Here is a 22,315-nt window from a genome sequence, read left to right as displayed (position 1 = left end):
CGATGAGAGTTGGAGTATTCGGAGGCACCTTTGATCCACCCCATATTGGGCACCAGATCCTGGCAGAGGAAGCTGCAGCCCAGCTTAATTTGGATCAGGTTCTGTGGGTGCTCACTCCATATCCACCCCATAAAACGACGCTGAGGATTACGCATACGGATGACCGCATGTCAATGGTGCTATTAGCGATCGCCGGAAATGCGAAGTTCAGCTTATCGCGAGTAGATATTGATCGGCCGCCACCGCATTACGCGGCGGATACCGTGCAGTTGTTGCGCGAAAAATCGCCGCGCGATGAATTTATCTATTTAATGGGAGCCGATTCTTTGAACGACCTGCCGACCTGGCATGAGCCAAAGCGCTTCACCTCCCTGTGCCAGGGGCTTGGAGTAATGGGTAGACCAGGTGAAGGGAGTGATCTCTCCACCGTCGTCATCGAAATTCCCGGGATAAGAGAGAAAATAACTTTCCTAGATACGCCCCTGATCGAGATTTCAGGTACTGACATCCGCAACCGGGTGGCACTGGGTAAACCCGTGCGCTACTTCCTCCCAGAGAATATCTTCCATTACATCCTAAATCACAAGCTTTACTACCCTCAAGATAAGCCATCCAAATAGTCGCGCACAGCCTGGTTAAAAAATTGGGGCTGTTCCATGTTGGGCAGGTGACCTGAATCGGGAATAACCACTAGCTGGGCATACGGAATAAGCCTGCTCATCAGTTCCGCCTCTGCCACGGGAATCAACTGATCGTCGGCTCCGTGGACGATCAACACGGGGCAGGTGATTTTAGCGAGCAGAGGTGTGGAATCGGGGCGATCGCGCATGCCATGCAAGGCACCGATCACACCATTTACAGACGTCTCGAGCATGATCTGCTGGATGGTACTGACCAGGGCGGTGTTCGATGTGCTTGTTTTTGTGGATACTACCTTGGGAAGCATTCCATTGACGATAACTGGCACGCCCTGCTCCCTGACATTTTTTATTCCAGCTTCTCGATTCACCTTGCCTTCCGGAGAATCGGGGGCAGCACGGGTGGAAGTCAGGATCATGCCTTTAAATATTTCTGGGTGATTACGATAAAGGGCAAAGGTAATATATCCGCCCATGGATAAGCCACAAACCACGAGCGGTAGATCGACTTTTTGTTCGATGACTAATCGATAACAATCCTTGGCCAGCAGGTCCATCCAGTATGGACCATCGAATGGATAAGAGGCACCATGACCGCGCAGGTCAACAGCGAGCATGGCAGCGATATCCACCAGGCCAGAGAGCTGGGCTTGCCAGATCTTGCGTGAGAGGGGGTAGCCGTGGATGAACAGAAGTGGAATACCGCTACCTGAGCGTTGGTATTCAAGGTAACCAGAATCAAGCGGAAATCTCATATTTTTCTCCTAGCATTCTCCCCGGACAAATAAAACCAACTCCCCATATTATACGAGGAGTTGGAGCTTGTTGCTGTCGGGGCGCCGGGAGTTGAACCCGGGACCTCTTGCACCCCATGCAAGCGCGCTAGCCGGACTGCGCTACGCCCCGCTACGAACAGCGGGCAGATTATAGCGTATTCATGCAGTTCTGGCAACCCTTTACCAAAAGCTCACCAATAAATTAAGAGTAAAAACGCTTGACATCAGTCTGTAAGTTTGATATGCTATCCCTACCGAATGTTCGGTAGGGAGGCGAAACTTGACCCGAGAGGGTATCCTCGAGGCAGCGGCCAGGATCTTCAGTGAGAAGGGTTTCCATGCCACGTCCATGCAGGATATTGCTGAAGCGGTTAACCTCCAAAAAGCCAGCCTGTACCATCATTTTGCAAGTAAACAGGAAATCCTGGCAGATATCCTCGATGAAGCCCTGGATTTAATCAATAAAAACCTGGAAGCTGTGTCTTCTCAGGCCCTTACCCCGGATGAAAAACTCCGCCAGGCCATGCTATCTTATTTTCAAACGATCGCCGAAAATAAGAACTTGTCAGCCGTGTTGCTCCTAGAGCTGCGTGCACTTGACCCTGAGCAAAAGACCCGCCTGGCGGAGCGCAGGGAGAAATTCGAAAGATTGTGGAGAGATTTGATCATTGCCGGGCAGCGAGAAGGGGTATTCGGTGATGTTGACCCATCTCTCACCGGAAGAGCTATCCTGGGAGTGATGAATTGGTCAGTTACCTGGTACCGCAGTGATGGTCCACGCTCAGCGGACGAGATTGCCAACCTGTTTGCGGACCTGTTATTAAAGGGTTTGGTTATCCAGTAGATGAACACCTACCAGACTTCAAGTAAGGCAGAAATTTATCAGATCCAATTGCATGAATTCCCTCAATTAATTGGGAATGTGTACCTGGTGATATTTGGAAAGTATCGCGTGCTCATCGATAGCGGTTCAGGCTTCGGTGAAGCGAACGAGGAGCTGGAGACGGGATTTGAAGAAGTCGGTAATTTACGGGGAGAACCGATCACGTTCAGCCAGTTAAGCCATATCTTCATCACTCACGGGCATATTGACCATTTTGGTGGACTGCCATATATTCGCGAACGCAGCCAGGCCAAAATCTGTATCCATGAGCTCGACCGGCGTATTGTTTCCAATCACGAAGAGCGCTTGTCCATAGCAGCCCATCGATTAGAAGAGTTCCTCACCGAAGCGGGCGTTTCCGCTGAACAACGTGAAAACGAGCTTGCCATGTATAAAATCACCAAGAGCCTGTACCGTTCGGTGAATGTTGACCTCACCTACGAGGCCGTTGGAATGAGATTAGGTCCATTCAGCTTCACCCACGTCCCTGGCCATTGTGCTGGGCATGTAATCATCCAATTACACGATGTCCTATTTAGCGGAGACCATATACTTGAGAAGACCAGCCCGCACCAGGCTCCGGAGCAGATTACGTTATCAACTGGGTTAGAAACCTACCTGTCTTCTTTGGAAATCGCCCGTAAATTATCGAAAAAAGTCAGGCTCACCCTGTGTGGGCACGAAAACCCGGTGTATGACCTGAATGGAAGGATCGAAGAGATAAGGAAGGTGCACCGGGAAAGATTACAGACTATCATTAAGCTGTTAACCAACCCACACACGATTGCTGAGCTGTCAAAATACCTGTTCGGCAAAGTTGAAGGATACACTATTTTGTTAGCGCTAGAAGAGGCAGGTGCACACGTCGAATATCTCTACCAGAGAGGTTACTTGAAGATCGCCAACCTAACAGAAATTGAGGAAAACCCAAACCTTGTTCCTATTCAGTACCAGAGTGTTGATTGCGAGATCGATAATTTCTAGCCAAACCAAACGATGAAGGAGGAACCCATGTATTCATTTGAACCAACGGAAGAACAACAAATGCTGATCGATACCGTGGCCAGATATGCCACCAGCAACCTTCGACCAGCCGCCCACGATGCAGATGAGGAAGCCCAGTTCCCGCTGAGCCTAATTAAAAAAGGCTGGGAACTGGGAGTGCTGCAGGCTTCCACGCCCGAAGCCTATGGCGGATTCGGAGAGCATTCAGCAGTGACCGGGGTGCTAGCAGCAGAGGAAATGGCGTATGGTGACTTGCCCGCGACACTGTCCGTGATGGCACCGGGGTTATTTGCCGTTCCGATCCTGCTGGGAGGCAGCGAGGAGCAGAAAAGCCAATACCTGCCTCCGATTGTTGAAGGCGATTGGGCAGCATATACCGCAGCCCTCATTGAGCCACATTATGACTATGACCCGAATGACCTGAAGACAACGGCCACCATCGAGGGAGATGAGATCATCATCACGGGTGAGAAGACCTATGTCCCATTTGCCAGGGATGCCAAGATGATGATCGTGTATGCTTCACTGGATGGAAAGACCCAGGGTTTCATTGTGCCTGCTGGAAAAGAAGGTGTGAGCATCGGAGAGCGGCAGAAGCTGCTTGGGCTTCACGCCTTATTTTTGCACCCAGTAAAGTTCAATGAGGTAAAAATTCCCACTACCAACCGGCTAGGCGGCGTAGGTGGGCATGATTTTGCTCCCATTCTGGCATCAGCCTGGCTGGCGAATGCTGCATTGGCATTGGGTGTTTCAAAGGCTGCATTGGATTACGCCATAAATTATTCCAAAGAGCGTGAGGTGTTCGGAATGAAGGTGGCTCAGAAGCAATCGATCGCCTTTATGATGGCCGAGATGGCGACCGAGATCGAGGCTATCCGTGTGCTCACCTGGGAAGCCGCCTGGATGCTCGATACCGGGAAAGAAGATGCGTACAAGGAAGCATATCTGGCCTACACAGGTGCAGTTGATATGGCCATGATGGTGACCGACCGTGCAGTACAAATTCTAGGTGGTCACGGCTATATCCGGGAGCATCCCGTCGAAAAATGGATGCGTGAAGGTCGTGGTTTTGCTACCTTCACCGGGTTGGCGATCGTATAAGCCTGGGTAAGGTGAGAGAAAATAGAAATAGGAGATGAGAAAATGATCGAATTTGAAGCACCTAAACCAATTGCCAAGCAGAATGAGATGCTGAAAATTGCTGCCGATTACCGGATGCGGCCTGTTTCGCGTTATTTTGATGATCATGAGCACGAGATCCCTTGGGAATTCATTAACTTTATGCATTCGGTTCAACAAATGGCAGGTGGAGGGGGTGGTCTAGCGCCATCTGAACCGAAAAAAGATGCAGAAGGGAAAGAACGGCCACGTATCGGTTATCAGATGTTAGCTTCGATGTTGGAAATACTCTCTTATGGTGACGTTGGGCTGTTCCTGTGCATGCCTGGAGGTGGCCTTGGCTCGGCAGCTATCGAAGCAGCAGGAAACGCGGAGCAAAAGAAAAAATTCCTGGCTAGATTTAACTCAGAAAAACCTGCTTTTGGAGCCATGGCGATGACCGAGGCTGGAGCTGGATCGGACAACTCAGCCATTCGGGCTACGGCAGTCTTGGATAAAGAGAAAAATGAATGGATCTTGAATGGTGAAAAAATCTTTGTTACCTGCGGGCAAAAAGCGCTCGAGGAAGGCGATGGGCTGGTCGTAGTATGGGCGACCATCGATCCATCTGCGGGAAGGGCGGGAATACGCTCGTTTGTTGTCGAAGCAGGGACACCCGGTGCAAAGGTGACCAAGCTCGAGGATAAGATGGGCATCAGGGCCAGTGACACTGCCTCGATCGTGCTGGAGGATTGCCGAGTGCCATTCGATCATATCCTGGGCAGTCCAGAGGTGGAGCAAAAGTCTACCGAAGGGTTTAAGGGTGCCATGGCTACTTTTGATGCTACCCGGCCTCTCATTGGTGCAACAGCAGTGGGTGTGGCCAGGGCGACGCTTGAGTTGCTCAAAGATTTGCTTGCCCAGCAGGGGATCACTATCCGGTACGGTCTCCCCCGGCAGAAACTGACCAGCATAGAGCGCGATGTGATAGATATGGAAGTCCAGCTGCGCTCTGCCTGGTTGCTGGTGCTCAAGGCAGTCTGGATGGCGGATAACCGGAAGCACAACGTTCGCGAAGCATCGATGTCGAAGGTGCGCGGTGGCGATGTGGTCACCAAGATCACACAGAAGGCGGTGGAGATCATGGGTCCGCTGGGCTACAGCTGCGAATTTTTGCTGGAGAAATGGTTTAGGGACGCCAAAATCAGTGATATTTATGAAGGAACCGGGCAGATCAACCGATTGATCGTAGCACGCAATATCCTGGGCTACACTGGCAGGGACCTGCGTTAAACGAAAGGTCTCATCCAATAAAAGAAAATTTGAAATAGATGGTCCTATCTTTGGAACATACACAACAATTGTAATGGAGGAGGAACCATGAAATACAAATTTCACAAGGCTGTGGTCATCGGGTCGGGGACGATGGGTGCCGCAGTGGCAGCTCATCTGGCCAACGCAGGTGTGCCGGTGACCTTGCTCGACATCGTTCCAAATAAGCTGCTTCCTGAAGAAGAACAAAAAGGATTGACCCTGCAAGACAAGGTGGTGCGTAATCGCATCGTCCAACAGGGGCTTGACCGGGCGATCAAATCTCGACCCGCGTCGTTCTTCACTTCCGAAATGCCTGCTTTGGTGTCCATCGGGAACCTGGAAGACGATCTGGAGGTGATCAAGTCAGCAGATTGGGTGATCGAAGCAATCGTGGAGAACCTGAAAATTAAGCAAGATTTGATGAAGCGCATCGATGCCATCCGACCTGAGAATACCATCATCAGCACTAACACCTCAGGAATACCGGTCACATCGATCGCCGAAGGTCTGTCGGATGGTTTTAAGCAACATTTCCTGGGCACACACTTCTTCAACCCGCCACGTTACTTAAAACTGCTGGAAGTAATCCCGACCAAAGATACCTTACCAGCGGTTGTTGAGGCAATCAGTGAGTTTGGCGAATATCGGTTAGGAAAAGGGATTGTGCTATGCAAGGATACACCTAATTTTATCGCCAACAGGTTGGGATTTGGTGGAGGTGCCTTTGCCCTGGATTACATCCTGGAGAACGGCTACACTGTGGATGAAGTGGATGCTATAACTGGCCCAGCTATGGGCAGGCCAAAGACAGCCACCTTCAGATTGATCGACCTGGTGGGTATCGATGTATGGGAACATGTGGGAAATAATCTCGCCCCAGCTATACCCAATGATACACATGCCTTGAAATACCTGAATTCTGTACCAGTCAATACCATGATTCATACGATGGTTGAAAAAGGCTGGCTCGGCAACAAGGTGAAGCAGGGATTCTATAAAGAGGTGCGCACACCGGAAGGAAACCGCGAATTCTGGTCGATGAATTTAAAAACGATGGACTATGAAGCACCAAAAAAAGTACGCTTTGAGTCGATCGGTAAGGTGAAAGATAGTGAAGATCTGGGTGAAAAATTAAAGATCTTGATCTCTGCTGAAGATCGCGCCGGCCAGCTTGTGCGGGCTCTGACATACCAGGGATTATCCTATGCTTCCGAGCTTGTTCCGGAGATTGCTGATACACCCAAGCCATTGGACGATGCCATGCGCTGGGGGTTCGGGCATGATGCTGGTCCGTTTGAAGTGTGGGATATGCTGGGCGTGGTAGAGACCCTACCAGCCATGAAGCAAGCTGGTTTCCCTGCAGCTGATTGGGTTGGTAAAATGACCTCCAGTGGATTCAATACATTCTATAAATATGAAGGAGGCATCAAGGTCGGTGTCTATAATCCAGTGCTGGGGAAATATGAGATCATCAAACGTCCAGCTTCTTTGGTTCTACTAAAAGAGCAGAAAGTGATCGACAAGAACCCAGGAGCTACCTTGTTCGACCTGGGCGACGGTGTGGCTTGCGTGGAATTCCACACCAAGATGAACGCCCTGGACGAAGATATTGCTAACATGATCGTCGCCGGCCAGGAACGTTTGGAGCGCGATTTTGTCGGTATGGTGATTGGCAATGAAGCCGATAATTTCAGCGCCGGTGCAAATATCATGCTGGTGGTGATGGCTGCTCAAATGGGTGAGTGGGAAAAATTAAATAGCATTGTCAAGGGTTTACAAGACTTGAATATGAAAGCCCGCTACTCCCCCAAGCCAGTAATTGTTGCTCCGGCTGGTCTGGCTCTGGGTGGTGGCGCTGAGGTGACGACCCACGGAAGCCGGGTGGTAGCTGCAGCTGAGCTGTACACCGGTTTCGTGGAATTCGGTGTGGGGGTGATACCAGCAGGTGGTGGGACCAAGGAAATGTTACGCCGCATCGTCAACCCGGCGATGAAAACCGATGGAGCGGAAGTACTGCCTTTCTTGCAGCGTGTATTCCAACAGATCGGCTTGGCGAAGGTGGCTACCAGTGCCGAGGAAGCCCGACAGATGGGCATACTCGGTCCGAATGACCGGGTAGTGATGAACAAGGAGCTGCTACTGGCTGAGGCGAAGAAAGAAGTGCTGCACATGGTGGCAACAGGCTACCATCCACCGCTTCCGGAGAAGATCTATGCGGCAGGGCGGGATGCTTTAGGGGCTTTGCGTGTAGCCATCCACATGATGAAGGAAGGCAAGTACATCACTGAATATGAAGCCCATATGGCCGGTAAGCTTGCCATTGTCATGACAGGCGGTGACATCAGCAAGCCAACCTGGGTTGATGAGCAATATATCCTGGATTTGGAACGTGAGGCATTTATGTCGCTGTGTGGTGAAGAGAAGACCAGGCAGCGCATGATCAACATGTTGCAAACCGGCAAGCCGTTACGGAATTAATAATGGAGAGTGAATGATGACAACTATTGATGCTTCCCGTGATCCTGTAATTGTGGCTGCTGCCCGGACTGCGGTTGGAAAGGCAAAACGCGGTAGCCTGGCTACCGTCAGGCCGGACGAGATGGCAGTGGCAGTGATTAGAGAACTGCTCAAACGCGCCGAAGGATTGAAACCTGAAGATGTAAACGATGTCATCCTGGGCTGTGCATTTCCGGAGGGTGAGCAAGGTTTGAATATGTCCCGCCTGGTCGCTTTACGCGCAGGCCTGCCAGTTACGGTGCCAGCCGAGACGATCAACCGCTTCTGTTCTTCAGGCATGCAGAGTATTGCCCATGCTGCTTTTGGCATCATGGCAGGACAAATGGACTGTGTTATCGCTGGCGGTGCTGAATCGATGACCATGGTACCCATGACCGGGCTGAAATTTTCCCCTAATCCGTACCTGGCAGCCGAGTGGCCGGGAGCTTATCTTGGGATGGGGTTGACCGCTGAAAATGTGTCGGAAAAGTACGGGATCAGCCGGGCAGACCAGGACACATTTGCCTATGAAAGCCATATAAAAGCTAACCGGGCTGTGGTATCAGGCATATTCGATCCTGAAATCGTACCCATGGAAGTCGAGCTGGTGGAATATGAAAAATCAGGGACATTAAAACGAAATACATATGTATTTACAAGGGATGAAGGACCCAGGGCAGATACGACAGTAGAAGCACTGGCGAAATTAAAACCCGCTTTCAAGGAAGGCGGTACCGTGACTGCGGGGAACTCCTCGCAAATGTCCGATGGTGCTGGAGCGGTGATCATCATGTCACGCGCTAAGGCTGAAAGCCTTGGATTGAAGCCGCTAGTACGCTTCGTCGCTTTTGCAGTGGGGGGTGTAGAGCCCGAATATATGGGTATTGGGCCAATCGTTGCAATACCCAAGGCGCTAAAGTTGGCCGGCTTGAGCCTGAGTGACATCAGCCTGATTGAGCTCAACGAGGCATTTGCTGCACAGAGCCTGGCTGTTATCCGTGAAGTGGGTATAAATCCTGAAATCACCAATGTTAACGGTGGGGCGATTGCCCTGGGCCATCCACTGGGATGCACCGGCGCCAAGCTAACCACGCAATTGATCAACGAGATGAAGCGCCGAAACGTGCAATTTGGCATGGTATCCATGTGCATCGGTGGTGGCATGGGTGCAGCGGGAATATTTGAGAATATAAATTAAGCCTGCCCAGACATAACGAGAGTGATTATACAAGGAGAGCGAAAATGACAGAATACACTGTTCAGCAATTGATCCAAAACCACGAGAAAGCATTCATGCCAGAGAAAGCTGCAGGGGTGGATGCGGTGATCCAATACCATTTAACTGGAGATGAAGGTGGAGATTGGATCATCACCATCAAGGATGGCGCTTGCAAAGTGGTCGAAGGCATTACTGAAAATCCGAAAGTGACTCTGACCGCGGATGGCAGAGAGTTTGGCGACATCCTGCTGGGCAAGATGGATGGCATGGCAGCTTTCATGCAGGGTAAGCTTCAGCTAAAAGGTGACTTGAACCTGGCGATGAAGCTGACTTCGTTTTTCAAAATGAAGTAACTGCAGCAAGTAGAAGTGCCTGCAAAGCAAGTGAATGCAGGCACTTCTTTTTTTATATTCGCATCAATCAAAACCCATCATTTAAAGGAAAACCGCTGACAATCGTCAACGGCTATGAATATTCTATAATTAGAAAAGAAGAAAACAACAATTAATGAGTAGTCGGAGCTAACCCTGCCCTTCCTTCTTTTCTTCTTCAGTAGGCTTAGGTTCTTCGTCACCTTTCAGCCCTTTTCGAAAGGCGCTGATCCCCTTACCAAGCTCACCACCAATATTGGCGATCCGACCGACGCCAAATATCAGGATTACGATAACCAAGACAATTAATAATTCAGGTCCACCAAGCCAGCTAGGCATGTAATTCTCTCCTTGCGCTTTGAAAATTTATGCATAATTATTATACTCGCTTTGGAATAATATTCTTCAAACCGGTTATTAATATATTAATAGTATGCAAAACCGGTAAATCGTCATAACCACCAATGCGATCTTACCTGACGCTCAATCATACGATTGCTGGTAGCTCAATCGACGAACCTGAGGGTAATAATCTTATGGGCTTCTACCTGCAGGGCAACTAAGCCTTGGGTTGACATAGGGATTGGATTGAGCGGTTCCTCGTCCATCTGGCTAAGGTGTACTTGCTTGAATGTACGGAACAAGCGTAATGTTGTATTAAGCGATACGGGCAGGTTGTTATACCCACGGACAATAAACCCACAGCCATCTTCAGCCATTTTTATCGCAGTAATTACAAAATCAGGATTTGAGCTTTCCACCAGAGAGCTGGTATTTAGCAAATTTCCAATATGAAATGAAGTCGTAATAGCTTTGAACGGGGTGTTGAAAGCATATGCGTGCTTTACGGAGGTCCTCCACTGGCCGTCGCCCGGTATGACCGAGTAATCAAAGGCATATCTACCATCTAGCTGTGCTTCCGGAGTGGCAACTCCCATCGGCCCTGCATGGCCTTTACGAGTGGTGAGGTCATCCCGAGAAAGCCACCCGATACAACGCATCAGGGTCATGGCGATTTCAGCATTACCCTTATCATTAATAAAAACTTCCACCTCGGGGAGGCCACGGTTAGCGAGCATAATGCTGTGACCTCCACTGCTGATGGCTGTAAATTGGCATTGCGGAACCTCTGCTCGAGGTGGCTCTTCCCTGGATTCGTCGTAAGTGGTGATACCTATCGGGCGTTGCACAATTTCGAAGTGCCCGTCATGAAAGGCATGCTCAGCGTGGAACGGTGCCGGGAAGTGTACTCTCAGGCGGTGATCATGAGCCGGGTTGTCAATCTCAGTATGGATATCGATCCGTGGCACCCCAGGCACCAGCTGAAATGTACTGGTGATTAGTACGCTTACGCGCACTTTGCCGCGTTTTGACCGATTTCTTGTGAGCTCCTTCGGTATCTGTAGCTCATAACCGACAATTAATTGCTGCTTCGTACGGTACTCATCCACCATTACTGATTTTATTCGTGCTGTAAACACATCATCCTGCTGTGGAGGGCAATAGTTATACAAATCGCCGCTGTCTCCGCCGTCGATCAATTGATTGGAATCTACCAATATTTGGCCCGTGCGTTTATCGGTGATGACAAGACCCTTATCACCAGGCTTAGCCTCCACAATAAAATATTCATTCTCCATTTTTTGAGGTTTATTTGTTGGTTTCTGTTCACTGCCAGACAGCAATCTGGAAAAAAATGGAGATTGGGCGAGTTTTCCAGCAATTGGAATCAGACGCGAGGCAATGGGGTTTAGTTTTGGTGGCTCAGGAGAGTTTCCTTCATGGGTAGCTACTCCTTTCAGGTAGTAACAACGGTAACCATGGGGTGGCACATCCCGGGCAACCAGGGTGATCTCGATTTCCGGGTCCGAATATGCCTGGATGATATATTCATGCACTCCAGGATCAGCCAGCATGGCTTCCATCTGACCCATTCCGTACTTCAACTTATTATTATCAACCTGGGCATGATCTGATAGGGTGGCCTGTACCAGAGCGCTACCGTCTTGTTTGGTGAGCTTGAAATCACGGATAACCAATCCGGCCACATTTCCCTCATGGATCATATTCATCGCCTGTTTCATGGCTTTCCTGTCAAGCTTCATGGAGATCAGCTCCTTGGAGCCCATGCCTGCTTGTTCATACACGACCGGATTGCCTTCGCTATCGAGCAGCTCAGATGAGCCAAGATGATCTTCCAGCATGATTTTTTGCTGGACCAGGCCTGTTTGGAGGGAATCGCTGGCATTAAAAACAACGATTACCGCAGACATTTTTGCTGAGCCATCTGAGAAATTAGGAGGTGAAGAACTTTGCGTATCGATATGCTCACTGATAGAGAATAGTCCCTGCCTCACCAGCTCGTGATTGATCTGGTCAACCTGATCAAACCTGGCACGCATTTCCTGATGGACCTGGTCGATGGAGGTCCCACAGATTGAATCGTGCGGATGGCACTGCATCAAGAGTTTCCAGGCATAGGCGATGACAGGCTGTTGATCGACGATTGAACTACCTGATCTAAACGCGTTGACGGCAGCAGTCTGTTTTTGCGGATACTCCAGCAACTGCGACCAGGTAGCGAATGGCTCTACCCACATTAGCAGCTCGTTTTCGCAGGTAAAATTATGCTGTTTAAGCCATATGCGTGTAGACAATACATTGGGTAGCAGGGGAGAATGTTTCGATGAACGAAGCTCTCCCTTCATTATTTGAAGCTTGGCAGATTGGGATGCCAGGCTAGCCTGTACTGAAGTGAAGTAATTCGGCAGATTCGAGATTAGTAGCTCATATAGCTCATCGTTTGCTTGATAATATGCTACTGCCTTGCTCAAGTCAGGCGAAGGTTCCATATGATCGGTGCCGTACATCAGCAAAACCTGATCAGACCGCGCATACGGACCGAGAGACTGGACCAGATCATCCACCTGGCTGGAAAACTTCTCAGGATCGCTAGTGACCAGGCTGGCTGCATTGCTATAACTGTCACGCAAGTAAGATAGTAGTATCCTCGAGCCATCCGGTGCCTGCCACTCAAGCTCACACGGATGGTCATCCAAGCCGCGCCACAGACAGGCATTGTCGATCTGGAAACCGCGCAGGATCTGCGGCATCTGGCCGATGTGACCGAAAGTATCGGGCAGGTATCCAACCAGCATTTTTCCACCCAGCGCCCGACAGATTTTTCCACCTGCGAGCAGGTTACGGATATGCGATTCCGGTGAGATAAGGTATTCGTCAGGACTGACATACCACGGCCCGATAAATAAGCGTTTATTCTTAATGAACCTCTCTATTTGTGTCTTGCGGTCAGGGCGAATTTCGAGGTAATCTTCAAGGATAATCGTCTGACCATCCAGCAAAAATGAGCAGAATTGGTCATCACTTTCGAGAATATCCAGTACATTATCGAGTAAATGAATAAATTTCAAGCGAAACTGTTGAAAAGTCAGGTACCATTCACGGTCCCAATGAGTATGGCTGATCAAGTGAATTGTGGGCATTGAATTTAACCTATATGCGTGATGATTTTCCTGATGCTTATGAATGAGTAATATTTTCTAGGCTCTTGATCTCATCAATAACCGTCGGGATCACATTTTCGATTGGAATAATGGTTTTTTCAGGAAAATCGCGGCGTTTAAATTCTACACCACCATTTTTTAGCGAACGCTCGCTGACAGTTAGACGGATGGGGTTACCGATCAGGTCAGCATCGTTGAATTTTATTCCTGGGCTTTCAGAACGATCGTCAAACAATACTTCAATATTTGTATTCTGAAGTGTATGGTAAAGATCATCAGCAGCTGACACGATACCTTGGCTCTCCTGCTCAGCTTTCGAAGGCAGGAGCACAAGCTGGACCTGGTAAGGTGCAACAGTGACCGGCAAGATCAGTCCATACTCATCATGGTGTTCCTCAGCAATGCAGGCTAATAAGCGACCGGATCCAATACCATACGAGCCCATGACAATCGGCTGGGAGTTCCCTTCAGAATCAAGGAAGTAACATCCAGCTGCTTCACTGATCCAGGTACCCAGCTTAAAGATGTTACCGACCTCGACACCGCGCACAGACTTAAGTGGATTACCGCATTCGATGCATCTATCGCCTTCGTTCACCAGGGTAATATCGGCCACAATATCAGCCGCGTAATCGCGCCCATAGTTCACATTGCGTAGATGGTATCCTTCAATATTTGCCCCGGAAATCAAATTGGTGCTCAGGGGAATGAGGTCATCCACGACCACCAGTACATTCTTTAAACCCACCGGGGAAGCATAGCCAGGCTCTGCCTCAACTGCACGGATCTCGGTATCGGTGGCTGGGCGGAGCTCGACGGCTTGGAGGATTGACGCCAACTTGGTCTCGTTTACATCCATATCCCCCCGCACGACGGTAAAGACAAATTGCTCCTTCCGTTCTGTACCTTGAACACGGGTGGCGATCAGGAAAACAGCTTTGGCTGTTTTATAGGTGGGGATATTCAGGTACTGAGCTAAATCATCAATAGTTTTACACGCGGGAGTAGCCACTTTTTCGATGGCTAACCGCAGGTCGTCCGTGTGTGGTTGTTTCTTGTGGAGCGCAATCTGGCGATTGGCCGAGTATCCGCAATGATCGCAGATCATTAAGGTGTCTTCGCCGACTTGGGTCAGGTACATGAATTCATGGGCAGTTTTTCCACCCATCATGCCTGTATCGGATTTGACAGCTGTCACCGGTAGCGCACAGCGTTTGAAGATCCTATGGTAGGCCTGATAGTGGGCTTCATACTGCTTATCCAGACCGGCTTGATCTTTATCGAGGCTATAACTATCCTTCATCGTGAATTCACGGGCGCGGATCAGCCCTGCCCGTGGGCGCGGATCATCACGCCATTTGGTCTGAATGTGATACAACAACAAGGGTAGCTGGCGATAAGAATGCACTTCATCCCGTGCGAGAGTTGCAATCACTTCCTCGTGGGTCATGGAAAGGACCATATCGCGTTCGTTTTTATCCTTAAAGCGGCCCATCTCGCTTCCGATTTTGTACCATCGACCGGTCTGCTGCCAGATCTCTGCCGGGTGGACAACCGGCATAGTTACTTCCTGGCCGCCGATCGCATTGATTTCTGCGCGCATGATGTTTTCGATTTTCGTCAACGAGCGCTTGGCGAGGGGTAAATAAGAAAATATCCCCGCGCTTAATTGGCGAATGAAGCCTGCCCTTAAAAGCAATTGATGGCTGGGCATTTCGACATCGGATGGAGCATCGCGAAAGGTTCGTCCGAATAATTGTGTCATGCGCATGGCTACCTCCTGATTGTAAAACGCCCTCTGGTTTTCAATCCAGAGGGCGTCTGAGTTCGAGATTGGCCTTCACCTGATAAGCACCATCAGATCGAAAACGTGGTTTGATTTCGATTCGCTGGCGAAGGGGTGGGAAAGGCGAAATTCATCATAAGTGCTTAGTTTACCATGGGTTGTGAGCCTGTCAAGCAAGTGCATATTCGTATATGGGTTGATCCTTATCCAGATATTCATAATGACTTGCGTATAGTCATTAATCTGTCACTACGCCATACATTTGATTGGGGGTGAGGATATCTGAATATTGGTTGCGCAGGAATTTTCGGGTCTCAAAGCACAGGTGGCAGGCGTCTGCATATTCTCCAGGGACGAAATCCCCGTTCGTTTTTGATAGTTTATAAGGCCCACCGTCTAGCAGGTGTGAAATGATCGGATTCGTTTCGGGATCGAATAGATCACAAATCGTGTCGAGATCTTCAGCCAAGATATTCCCTAAAGATATTCCCTGGCAGATGTGCAGGTTACCGAATGGATCGACGTGTACCCGCCCGGGGTCGGACAGGTTTTCATGCGGGCAGCTGGTGAATTGCTCGGCTGGGTAATGGGGGACCTTCGGGGCAAGTTTTTCAGCTGCCCGGCCACGAAACATGATCGATGACGAATCGGATGGGATTTGCCCCAGCGATGAAAGCGCATCGATGTCGGGCTGTTCTATACAGATGATGCCCAGTGGAATATCCAGCTGTTTAGCTGCTTCAGTAACATATTTGGATTGCTTGCTGACCTTCTCGCTAAAGTGGAACAGGTCACTGCTGATGGTCAGGTCCTGGATTTTTCCCGCCAGAGGTGTCAGCCATAATAAGGCATCTTCCAGCGAAGTTGCCCAGTAGCTGTTCGTGACCACGCCGACCTTGAAGTCTTGTTCGAAGGCCAGGTTGATTCCCGCTAGCATAGTCTGGTAATATAAAAAGGGTTCACCCCCTTCGAAATATATCCATTCAACTGTGCCAGCTTCACTTGCCTGGGCCAGAATTCGGCGGATGGTGGCCAGGGTCATTGTGCCGGTTTGCCACGGGCTTCCCCAGGCAAAACAGTGTTCACATTCGAAGGTACATTGGTATGAAAGTAACAGGTGTAAACCATTCAGCTTTATCATAGTTTGTTATCCTTCTGGAATATTAACTTCCGGATTAACACAATGGGGGAGAGGTTCTCCTTTCAAGCCAGCTAATAAATTTGCACAGGCGAGTTCAGCCATTTTTCGGCGGGTTTGATAAGTAGCAGAACCGATGTGGGGCACGATTAAGCAGTTTGGCAAGCTGAATAATGGATGGCTGGGTGGAAGCGGTTCAGGGTCTGTCACATCCAGAGCTGCTGCTGCGATTTTGTGGTGTCTTAAAGCCTCGGTCAGGGCAGCCATATCCACCAGTGAGCCGCGGGCGGCGTTGATTAGTACGGCGCTAGGTTTCATCCTGGAAAGCGTGATGTGGTTAATCATTCCACGTGTATCTGGGGTAAGTGGGGCATGTAAGCTGATGAAGTCGCTACGTTGAAATAACTCATCAAGCGAACTTTGCGTGGTATTTATGACCTGCTTGGGCTCAGGATCAGAAAAAATTACTTGCATGCCAAAACCCAAAGCGCGCTGGGCAACAGCCTGGCCAATTTTCCCCATACCAATAATCCCGAGAGTCGAGCCGTGCAGCTCAATCCCCAGCCATCCCGCAGGTGACCATGTTTTCCAGCGGCCTTCACGTGCATCCAGGCTGGCAAGGGGGAGATTCCTGGCAATCGAAAGCATTAATGCCATGGTCAGGTCGGCAGTGCTGTGTGTGAGCACGCCCGGCGTGTTACCGACCGGGATTCGGCGACGTGTGCAGGCTGGAAGATCGATATTATCAACCCCAACCGCCATGTTGCTGACCACACGCAGCTGAGGCGCTTGGGATAGCAAGTCTTCATTCACCGGTATGGTGAGCAAGGTGAATAATCCCTCTGCTCTGGGGAGATATTGAGTTAACTTAGGGTCAAATTGTGTGGCATCTTGGGGTCCAGCAACGACTTCACATTCTGTGTGGAGGGATGTGATCCATTCGTCTGGTAATGTGTGGGTAAGGATAACCAGTGGTTTTGTCATAATCATAAATTGCGTAATCCTGGCAATACACGTGGATGTGTTCAGGAAGATTATACAATAGATAAACACCAGGAATTTAACGTTATTCGAAAAGTATTAATTAAACCTTAATGCACTGGGAAAGCTTGTCTATTGACCTTGAATTCCTTTCAGGTTATGCTTAAGCTTCATATGAAATCCGGAACATTATCGAGGAAAAATTTTATTAAACTGCTTGGGCTTGGCGCTTCCACGATTGGGTTTACGCCCTTTCTTGCTAACTTGTATCAAACCAGCTTCCCAGATTATGAACGGTTGGGGCGTGTGTGTATTATTGGAATGGTTGAAATTAAATCTGCCCCTTCTGAAGATAGTCAAACCTTGGGTGTTATATATGAAGATGCAGTTATCCCATGGTACAGGGATGCAATTGCGAAAGTGCCCAACATGAATTATTTTAACCAGCGCTGGGTAGAAACCCAAGATGGTTATGTTTATGCAGCCTACATACAACCGGTAAAAAATATTCTGAACCAGCCGATCACTGAATTGCAAACGATGAGCATGGGTGAAGGGATGTGGGTTGAAGTCACCGTCCCGTATGCTGACATGTCCCTGGTAACGAACCCTTCATCGAACTCTTGGGTAAAAGCCCGCCTTGATGAGAGTTTACCCCTGCGGGTCTATTACGGGCAAGTTTATTTCATCGACCAGATAAAAACCGATGACGCAGGCAATACTTTCTACCGGTGTAATCCGAATTATTATGGTGGGGTAGATATGTTCTGGGTACCTGCAGAGGCGGTTCATCCAATTGCGTCGAATGAGCTCGCGCCGATCAACCCAGAAATCGAGAACAAGAAAATTGTGATCGATGTCACCCGACAGACACTATCGTGTTTTGAAGGTGACACTGAGGTCTATTATTGTCGTGTATCAACAGGTGCAAAGTACGATATGTATGGCAATGCCGTCGATAAATGGTCGACACCGCTGGGCTCGTTTTTGGTCTCTCGGAAATTCATCTCGCTTCAGATGAGCGGAGGAACCACAGGTGCCCCGTATGACCTGCCTGGAATCGGTTGGGCTTCATTATTTGCCACCGGAGGCGTTGCAATCCACGCAACCGTATGGCATAATGAATTTGGCACTCCGAAATCACATGGCTGTGTGAACACCTTGCCGGAAGACGCCAAGTGGATTTTTCGCTGGAGCCTCCCACAAATTCCATATGATCCAGGGACTGTCGATATCTCACTCACCGGTGACAACAGTACTACAGTGCAAGTGATTGAAACATAAATCTGTGTATGAGTATAAGATCCCTTTATTGGAGTGAATAAGTGTCGATAAGCGAAAATACCTTGGAATTGAGACCCAAACCGAAAGGCCGTAGTTATTTATTCTTCCATGCGATTGCCTTTGTAATTGGGTTTTCCATCGTGTTTGTCATCGGTTGGGGTGGAGCAGCAACCCTGCTTGGCCAGGTATTCGTGGATAATAAGGTCTTAATTGGCCGCATCGGCGGGTTAGTCTTGATCATCTTTGGCCTGGCTACCATGGATATTATCCATTTACGCTGGTTTAACATGGATACCCGGCATGAGTACACAGGGAAAACTGGCACCTTTTGGGGCTCGCTCGCCATGGGCATCTTTTTTGCCGCGGGATGGAGCCCGTGTATCGGGGCAACCCTTGGGGCAATCCTGACACTTGGATTTAGCTCAAATACGGTCGGTCAGGCGATGTATTTATCGCTGGCATATTCCATTGGAATGGGAATACCATTTTTGATCCTGGCACTGGCGATAAATCAGACCATCCCTTTGGTGAAGAAATTACGCAAACACATGCGTTTATTCCAGATATTGTCAGGTGTCTTGATCATTGCCATTGGCATCCTGATGCTTTCCGCCCAGATGACCGCCATTGCACGCTGGGCGCTCCAGTCAGGGCTATACCTGGATATACCCACCAGTGGACGTGTACCAGGTATTTTTACTGCTATGCTGGCTGGGCTATTGTCATTTTTATCGCCTTGTGTGTTGCCACTTGTGCCTGCCTACCTGGGATATTTGAGCGGGCATGCCCTGGCGGTCACAAAGCAGGAAATTAAAGGTCAGGAAAACGCCTGAAAAAATCACGACCTTGTTTGATGATTACCTATCCTTTACGAAGAAGCTTGAATACGAATTAGTGATAAAGAAAATTATATTGGTCTGCACCAATGTGGGAGATCACACGAATTTTATTGGAGATTATCGATGATTGAAGTCACTCTTTATAGCCGGAAAGACTGCCACTTATGTGAGATCGCCCGTACTTATCTGGATGAGCTTCAGTCCGATGTGCCCCATCATTTAACTGAACTCGATGTTGATAGCGATGCCAGATTACGCAGCCAGTATGGGTTTAATGTGCCGGTAGTGGTTGTAGGCCCGTATAAACTTTCCGCTCCGATAGAAAAGAGAGACCTGGAGATATCGCTTCAAGCGGTTAAGCAAAGCATTGAACAAGAAGCGAAACTTGACCGCGCCATCGAAGAAGGACGCTTGCAGATCCCTGTCAAGTGGACGAAATCAGACAACCTTAGCTTGTGGTTAGCGCGTCATTATCTGGCTATTTTTAATATCTTCGTGTTCTTATACCTGGGTGGCTCCTTTTTAGCGCCGATTTTGATGAAAGCTGGAGCAACTGCCCCAGCAAATGTGGTTTACCGCGCGTATGGATTTGTTTGCCATCAGCTCGCATTCAGGTCATTTTTTTTATTCGGTGAGCAATCAGCATATCCACGGGCAGAGGCGAATATCGAGGGGGTAATTTCTTACCAGCAAGCAACTGGTCTGGACGGTTATGACTTACTGGCAGCCAGAGCTTTTGTTGGCGACGAACAATTAGGTTATAAAGTAGCTTTATGCGAGAGGGACGTAGACATCTATGGCGGGATTCTGATTTTTGGATTAATCTTTGCCATCTTTCGAAGGAAAATTAAATCTATTCATTGGATACTATGGATTGTGATCGGCATCCTACCCATCGCGATCGACGGTTTAAGCCAGCTATTCAGCCAGCCACCTTTAAATTTCTTACCACTGCGTGAAAGCACTCCTTTTCTCCGTACATTGACCGGCTTCCTGTTCGGCTTCATGACTGCCTGGTTTGGATATCCGTACGTGGAAGCCTCGATGCATGATAATCGGAAGTTTTTGGAGGGTAAGCAATCCCAGGCAAATAAATGGGCTGCTGAACAAGGGAGCACGAAAGAATAACCTGTGCAAGTAATTCAATCAGGCTCGATTAAGTACAACCGGTTCTCATCCTTTGATCTGCCAGGGTTATATCACGCAGTATTCACCCGCCAGGGGGGAACTTCACCAGCGCCATGGAAAAGCTTGAATTTTGGCTCGTCTGTAGGCGATGACAAAAGTCTGGTGCAGAGGAACAAGGAAAAAGCCTTCACGACAACGGGAATTGATCTTAAAAGTGTGTATGATGTGTATCAAGTGCACAGCAGCGAAGTTGTACGTGCGACCCGGCCGCTAAATACTGGTGAAGTTCATTTACGGGCTGATGCAATGATCACTAACCAGCCAGGTGTCACGCTATTGATGAGATTTGCAGATTGTGTGCCAATACTCTTCTACGATCCCAAAAATCGAGCCGTGGGACTCGCTCACGCTGGCTGGATTGGGACAGTCAATAAAATCGCCAATAAGGTCATTCGTAAGATGGAGATTTGTTTCGGAAGTAAAACCACCGATTTGTTAGCAGCCATTGGGCCATCTATCGGTCCGGATCATTATCAAATTCAAAGCGATGTTGCCAAAAAGGTCGTCTCATCGTATAAGAACGATGCTGCAAAGGTTCTAATTAATCATGATGGCAAGATATATCTGGATCTATGGCTGGCAAATGAAATAAGCTTGCGCGAGGCAGGCGTTGGAAAAATCGAAATTGCTGGATTGTGCACACAATGTCATATGGATGACTGGTACTCGCATCGTGGTGAACATGGAAAAACTGGACGCTTTGGGATCATGTTAGGTTTAGAGGCTGGGGAATGAAATATGGGCGTTGAATTTTCCTTGGAAAAAACGATCCAAGAGAATTTTTACCTGGTAAAAGAAAAGGTCGAGCGAGCCGCCAGGCAGGCTGGACGCAACCCAGAGGATGTCAAGTTGATCGTTGTCACCAAGACCAAGCCGAGTGAGTTGATTAAGTGTGTGATCGAAGCTGGAGCTCTCGATTTTGGTGAAAATTATGTTGAAGAAGCTGTGCCCAAGATACAGACCCTGGCAAATTATCCGGGACTTCGTTGGCATATGATCGGACATCTGCAAAGTCGTAAAGCACGAGACTGCTGCGAATATTTCCATTGTTTACATTCGCTTGACAGCCTAAAGCTTGCTGAAAGGGTAAACAGATTTTGTGTGGAAATTGGGAAAACTCTTCCAGTCTATTTAGAATTTAACGTCAGTGGTGAAGATACAAAATCTGGTTGGGATATCCAACGGCAGGAGAATTGGGGGAACATACTTCCGGATATTGAGCATATCCTGAGATTACCGAATCTAAACGTCCTCGGCATGATGACAATGCCACCATATTCAGATGATGCAGAAGCGTCACGACCTTATTTCCAAAGCCTGCGGAAATTTCAAGACTATGTGATCAGTCATCTGCAACTTGTGGGCTACAATGAGCTGTCCATCGGAATGAGCTCAGATTTCGATGTCGCAATCCAGGAAGGGTCTACCTGCGTGAGGATCGGGCAAGCGATTTTAGGACCCAGAGTGGGGTAATAAAAGGAGACATATTATGATTTACCTGATAAGAGCGATAAATTTAATCGTTTTGCTACTCACGGCGCTGATCATTGTAAAAGTGTTTCTATCATATTTTATGGATCCATATCACCCAGTGAGGTCGTTTGTTGATCGGATTGTCAATCCGCTATTGCGTCCTTTGCAACGAATGATCCCTCCCATAGGCGGTTTAGATATCAGCCCGATTGTATTACTTATCATTATCCAGGTGTTGGGGAATATCTTGATCAGGGTAATGTCTTCATTAATAAACTAAATACATTATTGAGGAATTCATA

Annotated in this window: 20 protein-coding genes and 1 tRNA gene; 14 read left to right on the top strand and 7 right to left on the bottom strand. The window is 48.7% G+C overall.

All coding sequences use genetic code 11. The annotated features are described in order from the left end of the window. Window positions 1-2: 2 nt before the first annotated feature. Window positions 3-620: a nicotinate (nicotinamide) nucleotide adenylyltransferase gene (gene nadD / locus C3F13_15285; GenBank protein ID PWB50870.1), complete on the top strand. Its 618-nt coding sequence runs from the start codon at window positions 3-5 to the stop codon at window positions 618-620. On the opposite strand, the gene C3F13_15280 is transcribed toward nadD, so the two are convergent. Further along, window positions 599-1,393: an alpha/beta hydrolase gene (locus C3F13_15280; GenBank protein ID PWB50869.1), complete on the bottom strand. Its 795-nt coding sequence runs from the start codon at window positions 1,391-1,393 to the stop codon at window positions 599-601. The two genes, nadD and C3F13_15280, sit on opposite strands and share 22 nt — an antisense overlap. A 76-nt stretch (window positions 1,394-1,469) precedes the next feature. Continuing rightward, window positions 1,470-1,544, bottom strand: a tRNA-Pro gene (locus C3F13_15275). Window positions 1,545-1,694: 150 nt separating this feature from the next. On the opposite strand from C3F13_15275, the gene C3F13_15270 reads away from it, so the two are divergent. From C3F13_15270 to C3F13_15240, 7 genes are all read left to right on the top strand, one after another. Next, the gene (locus tag C3F13_15270) at window positions 1,695-2,258 is read left to right on the top strand and encodes a TetR family transcriptional regulator (protein PWB50868.1); all 564 of its coding nucleotides are present in this window, start codon (window positions 1,695-1,697) and stop codon (window positions 2,256-2,258) included. Beyond that, window positions 2,259-3,281, top strand: coding sequence for an MBL fold metallo-hydrolase (locus C3F13_15265; GenBank protein PWB50867.1), 1,023 nt, complete (start codon window positions 2,259-2,261; stop codon window positions 3,279-3,281). It abuts the gene before it with no gap. A 27-nt stretch (window positions 3,282-3,308) separates the two neighbouring features. Further along, entirely contained in the window at window positions 3,309-4,403 is a 1,095-nt protein-coding gene (locus C3F13_15260; GenBank protein PWB50866.1) for an acyl-CoA dehydrogenase, read from the top strand. 42 nt (window positions 4,404-4,445) lie between these two features. Further along, complete coding sequence (locus tag C3F13_15255; GenBank protein PWB50865.1) at window positions 4,446-5,693, top strand: acyl-CoA dehydrogenase; 1,248 nt, start codon at window positions 4,446-4,448, stop codon at window positions 5,691-5,693. Window positions 5,694-5,780: 87 nt separating this feature from the next. Next, the gene (locus tag C3F13_15250; protein PWB50864.1) at window positions 5,781-8,192 is read left to right on the top strand and encodes a 3-hydroxyacyl-CoA dehydrogenase; all 2,412 of its coding nucleotides are present in this window, start codon (window positions 5,781-5,783) and stop codon (window positions 8,190-8,192) included. Between the two features lie 16 nt (window positions 8,193-8,208). Next, entirely contained in the window at window positions 8,209-9,408 is a 1,200-nt protein-coding gene (locus C3F13_15245) for an acetyl-CoA C-acyltransferase (GenBank protein ID PWB50986.1), read from the top strand. A 44-nt stretch (window positions 9,409-9,452) separates the two neighbouring features. Beyond that, window positions 9,453-9,782 carry an SCP-2 family sterol carrier protein gene (locus C3F13_15240; GenBank protein PWB50863.1) on the top strand — a complete coding sequence of 110 codons (330 nt, stop codon included), beginning with the start codon at window positions 9,453-9,455 and terminating at the stop codon, window positions 9,780-9,782. A 168-nt stretch (window positions 9,783-9,950) separates the two neighbouring features. Here the strand turns inward: C3F13_15240 and C3F13_15235 are convergent, their stop codons facing one another. The 5 genes from C3F13_15235 to C3F13_15215 all read right to left on the bottom strand — a co-directional run bounded on the left by C3F13_15235 (window position 9,951) and on the right by C3F13_15215 (window position 17,232). After that, a complete protein-coding gene (locus tag C3F13_15235; protein PWB50862.1) occupies window positions 9,951-10,139 on the bottom strand; it encodes a twin-arginine translocase TatA/TatE family subunit in 189 nt (62 codons plus the stop codon). A 167-nt stretch (window positions 10,140-10,306) separates the two neighbouring features. Next, window positions 10,307-13,303 carry a hypothetical protein gene (locus tag C3F13_15230; GenBank protein ID PWB50861.1) on the bottom strand — a complete coding sequence of 999 codons (2,997 nt, stop codon included), beginning with the start codon at window positions 13,301-13,303 and terminating at the stop codon, window positions 10,307-10,309. Between the two features lie 37 nt (window positions 13,304-13,340). Beyond that, window positions 13,341-15,095: a proline--tRNA ligase gene (locus C3F13_15225; GenBank protein PWB50860.1), complete on the bottom strand. Its 1,755-nt coding sequence runs from the start codon at window positions 15,093-15,095 to the stop codon at window positions 13,341-13,343. A gap of 253 nt (window positions 15,096-15,348) precedes the next feature. Further along, a complete protein-coding gene (locus tag C3F13_15220) occupies window positions 15,349-16,251 on the bottom strand; it encodes a hypothetical protein (protein PWB50859.1) in 903 nt (300 codons plus the stop codon). 6 nt (window positions 16,252-16,257) lie between these two features. Beyond that, entirely contained in the window at window positions 16,258-17,232 is a 975-nt protein-coding gene (locus tag C3F13_15215) for a D-glycerate dehydrogenase (protein PWB50985.1), read from the bottom strand. Window positions 17,233-17,388: 156 nt separating this feature from the next. On the opposite strand from C3F13_15215, the gene C3F13_15210 reads away from it, so the two are divergent. The 6 genes from C3F13_15210 (at window position 17,389) to C3F13_15185 (ending at window position 22,293) form a co-directional block, all read left to right on the top strand. Beyond that, window positions 17,389-18,513, top strand: coding sequence for a hypothetical protein (locus C3F13_15210; protein ID PWB50858.1), 1,125 nt, complete (start codon window positions 17,389-17,391; stop codon window positions 18,511-18,513). Between the two features lie 41 nt (window positions 18,514-18,554). Further along, window positions 18,555-19,346 (top strand): hypothetical protein, encoded by a 792-nt coding sequence (locus C3F13_15205; protein PWB50857.1) that lies wholly within the window; start codon window positions 18,555-18,557, stop codon window positions 19,344-19,346. Window positions 19,347-19,475: 129 nt separating this feature from the next. Then, window positions 19,476-20,480 carry a hypothetical protein gene (locus C3F13_15200; protein ID PWB50856.1) on the top strand — a complete coding sequence of 335 codons (1,005 nt, stop codon included), beginning with the start codon at window positions 19,476-19,478 and terminating at the stop codon, window positions 20,478-20,480. 3 nt (window positions 20,481-20,483) lie between these two features. After that, window positions 20,484-21,275: a peptidoglycan editing factor PgeF gene (locus tag C3F13_15195; protein PWB50855.1), complete on the top strand. Its 792-nt coding sequence runs from the start codon at window positions 20,484-20,486 to the stop codon at window positions 21,273-21,275. 3 nt (window positions 21,276-21,278) lie between these two features. Then, on the top strand, window positions 21,279-22,013 hold the full coding sequence (locus C3F13_15190) for a YggS family pyridoxal phosphate-dependent enzyme (GenBank protein ID PWB50854.1): 735 nt from the start codon (window positions 21,279-21,281) through the stop codon (window positions 22,011-22,013). 16 nt (window positions 22,014-22,029) lie between these two features. Then, window positions 22,030-22,293 carry a YggT family protein gene (locus C3F13_15185; GenBank protein ID PWB50853.1) on the top strand — a complete coding sequence of 88 codons (264 nt, stop codon included), beginning with the start codon at window positions 22,030-22,032 and terminating at the stop codon, window positions 22,291-22,293. Window positions 22,294-22,315 lie beyond the last annotated feature (22 nt).

Source organism: Anaerolineales bacterium (assembly GCA_003105035.1).
Classification (GTDB): Bacteria; Chloroflexota; Anaerolineae; order Anaerolineales; family UBA4823; genus FEB-25.
Note: the sequence above shows the minus strand (reverse complement) of the source record. Positions and strands in the feature narration are given on the sequence as shown.

Bases quoted from the DNA above. Each gene is read 5' to 3' on its own strand.
- C3F13_15225 (PWB50860.1), bottom strand. From the start codon at position 15,095: ATGCGCATGACACAATTATTCGGACGAACCTTTCGCGATGCTCCATCC.
- C3F13_15245 (PWB50986.1), top strand. From the start codon at position 8,209: ATGACAACTATTGATGCTTCCCGTGATCCTGTAATTGTGGCTGCTGCC.
- C3F13_15220 (PWB50859.1), bottom strand. From the start codon at position 16,251: ATGATAAAGCTGAATGGTTTACACCTGTTACTTTCATACCAATGTACC.
- C3F13_15280 (PWB50869.1), bottom strand. From the start codon at position 1,393: ATGAGATTTCCGCTTGATTCTGGTTACCTTGAATACCAACGCTCAGGT.
- C3F13_15185 (PWB50853.1), top strand. From the start codon at position 22,030: ATGATTTACCTGATAAGAGCGATAAATTTAATCGTTTTGCTACTCACG.
- C3F13_15215 (PWB50985.1), bottom strand. From the start codon at position 17,232: ATGACAAAACCACTGGTTATCCTTACCCACACATTACCAGACGAATGG.
- C3F13_15210 (PWB50858.1), top strand. From the start codon at position 17,389: ATGCTTAAGCTTCATATGAAATCCGGAACATTATCGAGGAAAAATTTT.
- C3F13_15190 (PWB50854.1), top strand. From the start codon at position 21,279: ATGGGCGTTGAATTTTCCTTGGAAAAAACGATCCAAGAGAATTTTTAC.
- C3F13_15230 (PWB50861.1), bottom strand. From the start codon at position 13,303: ATGCCCACAATTCACTTGATCAGCCATACTCATTGGGACCGTGAATGG.
- C3F13_15250 (PWB50864.1), top strand. From the start codon at position 5,781: ATGAAATACAAATTTCACAAGGCTGTGGTCATCGGGTCGGGGACGATG.
- nadD (PWB50870.1), top strand. From the start codon at position 3: ATGAGAGTTGGAGTATTCGGAGGCACCTTTGATCCACCCCATATTGGG.
- C3F13_15240 (PWB50863.1), top strand. From the start codon at position 9,453: ATGACAGAATACACTGTTCAGCAATTGATCCAAAACCACGAGAAAGCA.
- C3F13_15200 (PWB50856.1), top strand. From the start codon at position 19,476: ATGATTGAAGTCACTCTTTATAGCCGGAAAGACTGCCACTTATGTGAG.
- C3F13_15235 (PWB50862.1), bottom strand. From the start codon at position 10,139: ATGCCTAGCTGGCTTGGTGGACCTGAATTATTAATTGTCTTGGTTATC.
- C3F13_15260 (PWB50866.1), top strand. From the start codon at position 3,309: ATGTATTCATTTGAACCAACGGAAGAACAACAAATGCTGATCGATACC.
- C3F13_15255 (PWB50865.1), top strand. From the start codon at position 4,446: ATGATCGAATTTGAAGCACCTAAACCAATTGCCAAGCAGAATGAGATG.
- C3F13_15265 (PWB50867.1), top strand. From the start codon at position 2,259: ATGAACACCTACCAGACTTCAAGTAAGGCAGAAATTTATCAGATCCAA.